Here is an 11,581-nt window from a genome sequence, read left to right on the forward strand (position 1 = left end):
AGTATATTAATACAAATAAAGGTAGAAAAATGATTTATTCAGCACCGACACAGGATAGTTCCATTGTAAGCCTCAAAAGTCAATATGAAAACTTTATCGGAGGTGAGCACTTACCTCCAGTAGAAGGAAAATACTTTGATAATGTCTCTCCCGTCAATGGAGAAGTTTTTTGCCAGGTGGCACGCTCATCTGACAAAGACGTTGAGAAAGCTCTTGACGCAGCGCATAATGCCTTCCCATCCTGGGAGCAAAGTTCCGTGACCGAAAGAGCCAATATATTGCTAAAGATCGCTGATCGTATAGAAGATAATCTAGAGAAGTTGGCTCTCGTAGAAACTTGGGATAATGGCAAACCCATCAGAGAAACTCTAGCAGCAGATGTCCCTTTGGCTGCCGATCATTTTCGCTATTTTGCTGGCTGTATTCGAGCGCAAGAAGGCGGCATCTCGGAAATCGATCACGATACGGTAGCTTATCATTTTCATGAACCCATCGGTGTAGTGGCCCAAATTATCCCTTGGAATTTCCCCTTGTTGATGGCTGCGTGGAAATTGGCGCCGGCTTTAGCCGCAGGTAATTGTGTGGTTCTAAAACCTGCAGAGCAAACGCCTTTATCGATTTCAGTCCTCATTGAATTAATAGAAGATTTAATTCCCCCAGGAGTCCTTAATTTGGTGCATGGCTTTGGTACTGAAGCAGGAAAAAGTCTAGCAAGTAATTCACGCATTGCCAAAGTCGCCTTTACGGGTTCGACCCCCGTAGGCAAGCAAATTATGTCTTATGCCAGTGAAAATATTATCCCCATAACTCTCGAATTGGGAGGTAAATCCCCAAATATATTCTTTGAGGACATTATGGATCATGGCGATGATTTTATTGACAAAGCTATAGAAGGTATGCTCTTAGGATTCTTTAATCAGGGCGAAGTCTGTACTTGTCCGTCCCGTATTCTAATACAGGAAAGTATTTATGATGAATTTATTCAACGCGTCATACTTAGAGCTAGAAAAATTGTTCAAGGAAACCCCTTAGATACAGAGACCATGTTGGGTGCTCAGGCATCACAGCAACAGTTGGATAAAATTCTCTTTTACGCCAATGTCGCGGAAGAAGAGGGGGCTCAGTGCCTCATCGGAGGTGAGCGCAATATGGATGATGAATTAGCCAAGGGCTTCTATATAAAACCAACTCTTTATAAAGGCGATAATTCCATGCGCATTTTTAAGGACGAGATCTTTGGCCCAGTTCTTTCAGTAACAACATTTAAAAGTGAAGAAGAAGCTTTGGGAATTGCCAATGATACGGAATATGGTTTAGGCGCAGGTATTTGGACAATGGATATGAATCGTGCCTATCGTTTCGGACGTCAATTCAAGCGGGACGAGTATGGACCAATTGTTATCATTTGTACCCAGCACATGCGGCTTTCGGTGGTTATAAAAAGTCAGGTATTGGTAGAGAAACTCATAGAATGATGCTCGATCATTATCAACAAACTAAAAATATATTGACTTCTTATTCAACTAAAGCACTGGGCTTCTTTTGAGTCAATATAAGTTCACTTTAGCGAATCACATTTACTGTTTTTCTGATTTAAAAGAACTCTTGGCAAAGGCAAGTGCTGTTAAATCGGGGGATTACTTAGCAGGCGTGGGAGCGAGTTCAGAAGAGGAACGAATGGCGGCGCGCTTTGCTTTGGCAGACTTACCTTTAAAAACTTTCTTAAAGGAAGAACTCATTCCTTTTGAAGAAGATGAAGTGAGTCGCTTAATAGCGGAGCAACATGACGAAATTGCTTTTGAAACTATAAGTCACCTGACTGTTGGAGGCTTTCGCGATTGGCTCTTGTCGTATGAAGTGGGGGCGGAAGACTTAAAGAAAGTTTCTAGAGGACTGACTCCAGAAATGGCCGCCGCAGTTTCAAAACTAATGAGAAACCAGGACTTGGTTTTAGTTGCTTCAAAAATTGAAGTCATTAGTCGCTTCAGGACTAGTATTGGCTTAAAGGGTCATTTGGCCACACGCCTTCAGCCAAATGATCCGACAGATGACCCACGTTCAATTGCAGCAGGTGTTTTAGATGGTTTACTCAACGGTAGTGGGGATGCTGTCATTGGCATTAACCCAGCGACTGATAATGTTCAGTCCGCGACAATGCTACTCAATCTATTAGATGAATTACGCCAAGCCTACCAGATCCCCATGCAATCCTGTGTATTGACTCACATCACGAATGCGATGATGATAATGGAGAAAAATGGACCTGTAGATTTGGTGTTCCAATCAATTGCGGGGACTGAAGTAGCTAATTCGAGTTTTGGTATCAATATTAATTTATTGCGCGAGGCCTACGAAGCCGCTCTAAGTTTGAAACGTGGAAGCATTGGTGAAAATGTGATGTATTTCGAAACTGGGCAGGGCAGTGCTCTGTCAGCCAATGCTCATCATGGTGTAGATCAACAGACAGTAGAAGCCCGAGCCTATGCACTTGCGCGTGAATTCAAACCTTTACTAGTTAATACCGTAGTGGGTTTTATCGGTCCCGAATACCTCTATGATGGTAAACAAATTATACGTGCCGGACTTGAGGATAATTTTTGTGGGAAGCTCTTAGGGCTACCAATGGGCTGTGACATTTGTTACACGAATCATGCCGAGGCAGATCAAAATGATATGGATAATCTCTTGAGCCTCTTGGGACTTGCGGGAACTAATTTCATTATCGGTGTTCCAGGTGCTGATGATATAATGCTCAATTATCAGAGTACTTCATTTCACGATGCAAATTACCTGAGGCAGGTTTTGGGGCTTAAACGTGCGCCAGAGTTTGAGCAATGGTTAATTAAAATGAATTTATGTGATGAGCAGGGCTATTTGTTACCTTTAAAAAACAGCGCTTTTTTATATAAAGGTTTGGAGGATATACGTTCATGAAAAACGAAGTCGAAAGCAATAAAGCTTTGCAAGCCTTAAAGGCTTTGAGTGCAGCACGCTTGGGTTTGCAACGAGCAGGCTCAAGTATTTCTACTCGTGATATCCTTAAATTTGATTTAGATCATGCCCGGGCAAGAGATGCGGTTCACTTAGCCTTTGATATAGCTAAAATGAAAACTCAATTAAAAGATTTGGGTTTGGAACTTCTTGAGCTTCAAAGTGCGGCAAGCGACCGCAGTACCTACTTACAGCGCCCAGATTTAGGGAGGAAATTAGCTGAGCGATCAGTGGAGGATTTAAAGAATTTTCAGAGTACAAAATCTCAGACTTATGATCTGGGAATCTTTATTGCGGATGGCTTATCATCGCGTGCCATTCATACGAATGCGCTTCCCTTTCTTAGGGATTTTCTGCCTTTGGCAGAAAATAATAATTGGACTTGTGCGCCACTAACTATAGTCAATCAAGGACGTGTGGCTATTGCGGATGAGATTGGTGAAATTCTAAAAACACGCCTAAGTATCATCTTAATCGGAGAAAGACCAGGCTTGAGTGCCGCCGATAGTATGGGGATCTATATAACTTATGAACCACGTGTGGGACGCAATGATTCCGAACGAAATTGCTTGTCAAATATTCGTCAGGGTGGTTTAAGCTCCTTGTTAGCCGCAGAAAAATTAGAGAAGCTGATTCAAAATATCTTTTGCATGGGAGTCTCGGGTGTCGATGTCAAAGAAGGCGCAGACACACTGATAGATCATAAAACTAAACTAAATGATTGAGAGCCATAGGTTAAAAAGTACCTTTGAGAACTGTATAACTATTAAAGACAACTACTTCTGTGTGATCAAATTAAGCTAAATACACAAGTTCTTTGGCTGGGGATAAGTGCCATGTCTTAAATTTACAGAACGGCCAAGCAGATAGAGGCTTGTCAGTTGACGAAGAATGGGGCTACCTTGGTTTAAGTGGTGACTACCTTGTCGGCACAGAAGTGCCCAAAGGTTCCACGCGACGTGAGGAAAGTCAGGAAGCTACTTTTACCATTACACACAAAGATTACGTACCTGTACAATCAGAATTTGAATTCAACTGCTATTCATCATCAAAAGGCGATAAAAAGTGGATTTATCAGAGTGCGGGAGGAATTATGCACCCCACCATTACACTTCTGGATGGTGCTGTATACTTTATTGAAGGTACGCAATTGCCATCGCGAGCTGAGTTGTATCAAGTAAAGGAGTACGTCAAATCATCTTTCCTTGTGGGTATTGATTTATCTACAGGTAAAGAAACGTTTCGTCAGCCAGTGCAATCAAAATCTAGGCATAATATCTTTATGGCGGGCTCCAAGGGACGTCTCGTCTTAGTGGGAACGTTCAATATTAATGAACGTTCTCCTGGTATTCATCGAGCTAGTAATGGTATTTTAGTTTATGAACTAAAGTGCTTTGATATTAATTCAAAAAATGGCTTTGGCAAAAAGAACACTTGCCCAAACTCAAGGGCGGTAAAGGCCATGGTGAGGGAGATCGTCGCCCAGTAATCATTGACGAAACACTCTATTGTGACCCCTTTGCTTATGAAATTTCTACAGGTGAGCTAGATGAATCTTTCGCTTGGAAAACTGTGAAGCGCAAGGGCTGTGGGCAGAACTCAAAGATATTGATGCCGAATATCCACATATAGCGAAAGTCATTGAAAAAATTTTGGGAAGGAAACGAAGAAGCAGCTGCAGTTATTTCTAAGAAATTAGCTGCTGAGGGGCTCAATAATGGCAAAGAGAAAAGGCAGAAACAAAAGAAGGATAAAAACAAGTCTTAAAACTTTGTTATAAAGTTAAAAAAAAACGCCTCTTCGTAATTATCTGTAAATTATTATAGTTGCCGCTCGGTCTTTAGGTTAGGTAGATCAATTATTTTGAGTATGAGGTACTCTTCATCTCTATATCCATATGCTTGTCTAGTTAACCATCCGATTTTATTATTAAAACCTTCCATGACTGCAGAAGTAATTTTAGTTTTCCAAAATGCTAAAATACCTGAGTAGTGTTTTCGGATTGTTTTTGCCATAGAAATGAGTTCTGGTACTTTGCTACAATGCGCTTTTTCGCACCAGTAAGTCAAAGCGTTTTCAACAAACGCAAGATCCTTGATTTTATTTATTCTTCTGAGCGCTTCTTTTAAGGCGTAAGTTGCTCCCAATTCTGTAAATATTGAGCAGCATTCATTTATTTCACTTTGTGCAGTTGGTTCAAGGTCTTCATTATTCCGATTAAACTTCTATCTTAAACCTTTAATTTCTCCCTTATCTTCATGGTCAAGCTCCCTGGTGATACGCCTACGAACTTTATTCAGACGGTCATTCATAAGCTTGATGACATGAAAGTGATCATCAACAATTGTTGCATCAGGTAAATTCTCCTTGATCCATGAAGTGAATGAGGGGGCGAGGTCCACAGCTACAAATTCAATAACACTCTTACTTGATTTGAGCTTTTGAAGTAATGGTTTTAATGACTTCGAACTTTTTCCTTTGCCGACAAATAAAGTAGCTCCAGTGCTTAAATCTCGTACAATCGTCAAATAACCTTTGTCGCCTAGTTTTTCCCCCATATAAATCTCATCAATACCTATGGCTGTGGTATTTGCTAAGGAGATCTTTTTATATTTCTTACGTAAGTGTGATTTCTCTACAGCTTTTACTGTGTGCCAGTTGATGTTAAAATAGTTTGCCAGACTTTGAATGCACATATGAGATCGTAATTCAATGATTTGTCGTTCTAGAACTTTTGTGATTCGGCTTTTTGGGTTTGAGATAAACGGTAGCCTTTCCATTAGATATGAACCACAATCACGACAATAAATGCGGTGCATTTGTACACTAAACGACGTCTTTTTCGTTCCGCATGGCAGAGACTTTATTAAACGCTGATTAACTGGAGTCGGCCGTACATTTAAACTGCCACAACTAGAGCACGTAAAGGTCTTTTTTTTCGAGATATGTGAATAATCAGTTTTTTACCTTTGTATTCAAAGCGCTTGTGTTCGTAACCGATAATTCCGTGTGTATGTTGATGCAGACTGCTGGACATAAAATCTCCTTTTTGTAGTGATTAAAGAGGTTTAGTCTAGCAGTCTTTTTAATTTGTAACCTTTGGTTTCTGCCTGCTGGCGAAGCATTACGCTAGTAAAACAAATGAAGATCAAATAAATCTTCGTATAAAGAGTGAAGCTTGCTAACGGCTTTATGCCGAAGAACTATTTGAACGAATGCGTTAGTTTTTACAGATTTATACGAAGAACCAAAAAAACTTTCAATAGCTCAAAGATCTAATGTCTTTCTTTGTACTTGTATATGAAGAAAAATTTATGCGAGTAAAAGATGACTAAACGATTTTTGAGCTTTTTAGGCTTGATGGCTACGACGGTGTGCGTCCAAGCTATTGAAAAGAACCCCCACGATTTTGAAACGAAAGTTAAACCCCTATTAGAAACTTTTTGTATACGCTGTCACGGCGAACGAAAGCAGAAAGGTGAAGTGCGTATCGATATTCTGGATCCTGATATGATAAAAGGTATGGATGCGGAGAAGTGGCACGCAGCCCTTGATGTGATTAATACCGAAGATATGCCTCCCGAGGATGTGAAACAACCCAGTTCTGAAGAACGTCTGGTGATTGTAGATTGGATGAGTCATGAACTAAAAGTGGCTAAAGAAATGAAGCGAGGTAAGCAAAATAATGTCATGCGTCGTCTCACTAAACAGCAGTATAGCAATACCCTTCAGGACCTTCTAGGTGTGAACGCAAACTTTGGTAAAAAGCTACCGCCTGATCCTCTCTCTCACATGGGTTTTAGTAATAGTGGAGAAACTCTCTCTATGTCTCAACTTCAGTTCGAGTACTATGAACAAATAGCTCGCGAAGCTTTAGAAGCCGCAATTGGACCAGAGAAAAAACCTGTCAGCCGTCGTTATCAACTTGAGTTTGGAGATAAAATTTCTAATAAGGTTTATAACAAAATTAGCGGTTACAAAACCATCGATTTGAGTGCAAAAAATTTCCATACGCATGTCTTTGATGACCACGGAAACCTTTTAGAAGATCAGGCAAGAACCCCTCAAGGAGAACTCGTCGAAGATGTGAAGAAAAGCATCATGGTGGATTTTCGCGGCTCGGATCGTGAACGTTTTGGCATGGCCAAAGACGGCGTGGTTCTTTATGGAGCCGTTCCCCATGTGGAAAAAGCGCCGACCTCATGGCATGGTGCGAGTCCGAATTTGAAAATGCTCATTAGAAATCATTTTCCAGAAGAGGGTCCTTTTGCTTTTAGAGTTAAAGCTTCTCACGGAGAATACCTAGAGACGAAAACGGGTTTTTTACCTGTGACAAGTAGCCAAGTAACTTATGAAAACACGATTAACCATCCATTTAGCCATATTTGTCAAGTAGACAATAATCTATTGTATCCGTTTTTTGTTATTTTTGCTTAAAACGAAGCTTAGAATTAGCTCTTTACTTTGTGCCCATCTTGATTTCAACTTTGTGGGTACGAGTCTTCACAAAAGTGAAGCCCTCCAGCCATCCATATAAGGTCAACGGTTTTAAAGGAACCGTGTTGATCAGTCCAACTTTTTCTTTTAGCTGCGCTCAACGCCTTAGAAACTCCTAACGGTCATATCCTCGCCGTCCCATTCAGTTGGGTGTTAGGGCTCAGTCCTTCTCTATTGGACTGTCCAGGGTTTTAGGGGCTCGGGGAGGAGTGGGTCATCATCAGTAAATTGCTGTGAGTGTAAAGTGTACACTCAGCCATATCCTAATCAGTTAAGTTGTTTCGACGGAACAAGGGTAATCAATAGGTTCATGACTGAGGTACTAAATTTATTTAATGAACTTTTTTTGTGAGTCGCTCATATTTTTCTCTGCCGAAAAAATCGATAGGATCAAAAGGTTTCTTTCGTAAAAGCATAAAATAAATAGCTCGGCATATTTTATGTATAAAGATGGATCGTCCTTTGCGTTTACCGTGACGTTGATCGAGTTCATCGGCAAAGAATTTCATTACTGGATCTGATTTTGCTAACATTGCGATTTCACCAAAGGCCCACTTTAAGTTAGGGTTGCCCATTTTTGTCCCACTATAACCATAACTTTTTCCCGCACTTTCTTTTTTGCATTTAACAACGCGACAGTAACTTGCATAATCACCTGGAGTTTTAAATCTTTGAATATCATGAGTTTCATAAACCAGAGTCATACCTAAAATATCTCCGATACCTTTCATTGATTTCACTATTTCAAAATCTTCTTTGAACTGAGAGTCAAGGGTGAATTTCACAAGGTCCTTATCTATTTGTTTTAACTGATCAGTAAACATCTTTAGTAAATCGGCGTTGAGTTGATAGTTTCGAGCCATAGCATGATCTTCTGGTAGGAATGTCTGAAGATCCATGAACTGAAGTGATGACTTTGCATTTCGTCGAAGCTCAGCAGAACTATGTTTTAAATTATTTTGGTCTTCGAAGAGATTAAGATAAATTGATATACCTGAGCGAATACTCACGAGCTTGATTCGACGGCGTAGTAGATCTCGGTGAGAACGAAACCGACGTGGACAAGCATACGCTTTGGGCAGGAGATTAGTTCGTAACAAATCTGTTATTTTTTTACTGTCTATTTTATCGTTCTTTGCTTTACCTCCATGAATTGCTCCCATATAAAGGGCATGGCCTAGGGCAAATTGAACGGGCTCTGTTTCACAAAAATCAGATAATTTGTACCAGTTGTAAGTAGTTTCGCAGGCAATAGTAAGGTCATCCCAATAAGGAGAGAGGATTTTCTTCATGTACTGAAAGTCATTATTTTTGATCTCTGTGTGCACGTATATTTTTCCTTCTTTGTCCATCACGCAGATATAAGACATCGATTTGTGAAGATCAATTCCGCAGTGAAATTTTGTTTTTGTAGTATACATTTTCATGGCAATATCCTTTTTTGTTTTGTGGAATTACAATTTAGGTTATTGCCATTTCTTTGCCAAATTTTGTAGATCACGTTTGACCGTGAGTACTATTGGCTAAGCGTACTATCAGTTAAGAGTGTAAAACTTGATATAGCTATCTTTTAGTAGCATATTAATTACATCTAATAAGGAGATGTATTATGCCTAAGAATAAAATTCAGTTTCAAGTTGGAGTTAGTTTTCCAGAATTCATCAAAACTTTTGGAACCGAGGATCAATGTAGTGCTTACTTGGAAAGCTGTAAGTGGCCTAATGGTTTTAAATGTGAGACATGCGATAGTGATAAGTATTACCGCTATGAATCTGGAAGCCGCACCATCTTTCAATGTAAATCCTGCCGTAAAAACCATCGTTTAACAGCGGGCACTTTATTTCATCGTACGAAAGTTCCTCTACAGAAGTGGTTCTTAGCTCTGCATCAAATAAGCCAATCAAAGAACAGTGTTTCAGCATTAGAATTACACCGCCATATTGATGTGAATTATAAAACTGCCTGGTTAATAAAGCAGAAAATCATGCAGATGATGTATGAGCAAGACAGTAAGTATAAACTTAAAGGTTTGGTTGAAATAGACGATGCTTACCTAGGTGGTCGACTGGAAGGAGGTAAACGAGGTAGAGGTTCAGAAAACAAATCTCCATTTATAGCGGCTGTGGAAACTAACGAAAATCGAAATCCAGTTTTTGTTAAACTGAATCCTGTATCAAGTTTTTCTTATGAAGTGATTAAACAATGGGCTATAGATAATCTTGAGGAGAACTGTGATACAATTTCAGACGGACTTAGAGGCTTCAGCGCCTTAAAAGAAGTAAGTAATCATAACGTTTTAGTTACTAGTAAAGCAAAGAAAGAAGAAATCGAAAGTACTTTTAAATGGGTGAATACCATTCTGAGTAATGTAAAAACTTCTATTTCTGGAACATTTCATTCACTAAAATTCGAGAAATACGGTTTCAGGTATCTTGCTGATTTACAGTTTAGGCTCAACAGAAGATTTGAACTCAGAAAAATGTTTTTTGGACTGATTTCCAAAGCTATGACTACTTCGCAAAAACCTGTAGATTACCTTAATGCATCGTTAACTGATAGTACGCTTAGCCAATAGTACTCACGGTCAAACGTGATCTACAAAATTTGGCAAAGAAATGGCAATAACCTAAATTGTAATTCCACAAAACAAAAAAGGATATTGCCATGAAAATGTATACTACAAAAACAAAATTTCACTGCGGAATTGATCTTCACAAATCGATGTCTTATATCTGCGTGATGGACAAAGAAGGAAAAATATACGTGCACACAGAGATCAAAAATAATGACTTTCAGTACATGAAGAAAATCCTCTCTCCTTATTGGGATGACCTTACTATTGCCTGCGAAACTACTTACAACTGGTACAAATTATCTGATTTTTGTGAAACAGAGCCCGTTCAATTTGCCCTAGGCCATGCCCTTTATATGGGAGCAATTCATGGAGGTAAAGCAAAGAACGATAAAATAGACAGTAAAAAAATAACAGATTTGTTACGAACTAATCTCCTGCCCAAAGCGTATGCTTGTCCACGTCGGTTTCGTTCTCACCGAGATCTACTACGCCGTCGAATCAAGCTCGTGAGTATTCGCTCAGGTATATCAATTTATCTTAATCTCTTCGAAGACCAAAATAATTTAAAACATAGTTCTGCTGAGCTTCGACGAAATGCAAAGTCATCACTTCAGTTCATGGATCTTCAGACATTCCTACCAGAAGATCATGCTATGGCTCGAAACTATCAACTCAACGCCGATTTACTAAAGATGTTTACTGATCAGTTAAAACAAATAGATAAGGACCTTGTGAAATTCACCCTTGACTCTCAGTTCAAAGAAGATTTTGAAATAGTGAAATCAATGAAAGGTATCGGAGATATTTTAGGTATGACTCTGGTTTATGAAACTCATGATATTCAAAGATTTAAAACTCCAGGTGATTATGCAAGTTACTGTCGCGTTGTTAAATGCAAAAAAGAAAGTGCGGGAAAAAGTTATGGTTATAGTGGGACAAAAATGGGCAACCCTAACTTAAAGTGGGCCTTTGGTGAAATCGCAATGTTAGCAAAATCAGATCCAGTAATGAAATTCTTTGCCGATGAACTCGATCAACGTCACGGTAAACGCAAAGGACGATCCATCTTTATACATAAAATATGCCGAGCTATTTATTTTATGCTTTTACGAAAGAAACCTTTTGATCCTATCGATTTTTTCGGCAGAGAAAAATATGAGCGACTCACAAAAAAAGTTCATTAAATAAATTTAGTACCTCAGTCATGAACCTATTGATTACCCTTGTTCCGTCGAAACAACTTAACTGATTAGGATATGGCTGAGTGTACACTTTACACTCACAGCAATTTACTGATGATGACCCACTCCTCCCCGAGCCCCTAAAACCCTGGACAGTCCAATAGAGAAGGACTGAGCCCTAACACCCAACTGAATGGGACGGCGAGGATATGACCGTTAGGAGTTTCTAAGGCGTTGAGCGCAGCTAAAAGAAAAAGTTGGACTGATCAACACGGTTCCTTTAAAACCGTTGACCTTATATGGATGGCTGGAGGGCTTCACTTTTGTGAAGACTCGT

10 protein-coding genes and 2 pseudogenes are annotated in these 11,581 nt (G+C 39.5%); 9 read left to right on the forward strand and 3 right to left on the reverse strand.

What is annotated here, in order from left to right; translation table 11 throughout:
• The first annotated feature begins 176 nt into the window (after nt 1–176).
• From LNTAR_RS04925 to LNTAR_RS28165, 6 genes and pseudogenes are all read left to right on the forward strand, one after another.
• A pseudogene (locus LNTAR_RS04925) lies at nt 177–1,546 on the forward strand (aldehyde dehydrogenase family protein).
• Complete coding sequence (locus LNTAR_RS04930; protein WP_007277537.1) at nt 1,543–2,934, forward strand: ethanolamine ammonia-lyase subunit EutB; 1,392 nt, start codon at nt 1,543–1,545, stop codon at nt 2,932–2,934. Before LNTAR_RS04925 ends, LNTAR_RS04930 begins: the two are co-directional and overlap by 4 nt.
• Nucleotides 2,931–3,716, forward strand: a complete 786-nt coding sequence (gene eutC, locus LNTAR_RS04935; protein WP_007277538.1) for an ethanolamine ammonia-lyase subunit EutC — start codon at nt 2,931–2,933, stop codon at nt 3,714–3,716. The genes LNTAR_RS04930 and eutC overlap by 4 nt, the downstream gene beginning before the upstream one ends.
• Before the next feature lie 92 nt (nt 3,717–3,808).
• Entirely contained in the window at nt 3,809–4,480 is a 672-nt protein-coding gene (locus LNTAR_RS04940) for a hypothetical protein (protein WP_040914280.1), read from the forward strand.
• Nucleotides 4,426–4,623 (forward strand): hypothetical protein, encoded by a 198-nt coding sequence (locus LNTAR_RS27070; protein WP_157473244.1) that lies wholly within the window; start codon nt 4,426–4,428, stop codon nt 4,621–4,623. Before LNTAR_RS04940 ends, LNTAR_RS27070 begins: the two co-directional genes overlap by 55 nt.
• Nucleotides 4,624–4,632: 9 nt before the next feature.
• Nucleotides 4,633–4,758: a hypothetical protein gene (locus tag LNTAR_RS28165; RefSeq protein ID WP_007277540.1), complete on the forward strand. Its 126-nt coding sequence runs from the start codon at nt 4,633–4,635 to the stop codon at nt 4,756–4,758.
• A gap of 53 nt (nt 4,759–4,811) precedes the next feature.
• Here the strand turns inward: LNTAR_RS28165 and LNTAR_RS27875 are convergent.
• Both LNTAR_RS27875 and LNTAR_RS27075 read right to left on the reverse strand, forming a co-directional pair.
• Nucleotides 4,812–5,810: pseudogene (locus tag LNTAR_RS27875) on the reverse strand (ISL3 family transposase).
• 80 nt (nt 5,811–5,890) lie between these two features.
• Nucleotides 5,891–6,028 carry a hypothetical protein gene (locus LNTAR_RS27075; protein ID WP_157473247.1) on the reverse strand — a complete coding sequence of 46 codons (138 nt, stop codon included), beginning with the start codon at nt 6,026–6,028 and terminating at the stop codon, nt 5,891–5,893.
• Nucleotides 6,029–6,318: 290 nt separating this feature from the next.
• Between LNTAR_RS27075 and LNTAR_RS04955 the strand changes: the two genes are divergently transcribed.
• Nucleotides 6,319–7,428 (forward strand): DUF1587 domain-containing protein, encoded by a 1,110-nt coding sequence (locus LNTAR_RS04955; protein ID WP_007277543.1) that lies wholly within the window; start codon nt 6,319–6,321, stop codon nt 7,426–7,428.
• Nucleotides 7,429–7,820: 392 nt separating this feature from the next.
• Here the strand turns inward: LNTAR_RS04955 and LNTAR_RS04960 are convergent, their stop codons facing one another.
• Nucleotides 7,821–8,915: an IS110 family transposase gene (locus tag LNTAR_RS04960; protein WP_007276754.1), complete on the reverse strand. Its 1,095-nt coding sequence runs from the start codon at nt 8,913–8,915 to the stop codon at nt 7,821–7,823.
• A gap of 182 nt (nt 8,916–9,097) precedes the next feature.
• Here LNTAR_RS04960 and LNTAR_RS04965 point away from each other — a divergent pair, with 182 nt between their 5' ends.
• Nucleotides 9,098–10,063 (forward strand): IS1595-like element ISLar1 family transposase, encoded by a 966-nt coding sequence (locus LNTAR_RS04965; RefSeq protein ID WP_007277544.1) that lies wholly within the window; start codon nt 9,098–9,100, stop codon nt 10,061–10,063.
• Between the two features lie 89 nt (nt 10,064–10,152).
• Entirely contained in the window at nt 10,153–11,247 is a 1,095-nt protein-coding gene (locus LNTAR_RS04970; RefSeq protein WP_007276754.1) for an IS110 family transposase, read from the forward strand.
• Nucleotides 11,248–11,581 lie beyond the last annotated feature (334 nt).

This window comes from Lentisphaera araneosa HTCC2155, assembly GCF_000170755.1.
In the GTDB taxonomy this organism is placed as follows: domain Bacteria; phylum Verrucomicrobiota; class Lentisphaeria; order Lentisphaerales; family Lentisphaeraceae; genus Lentisphaera; species Lentisphaera araneosa.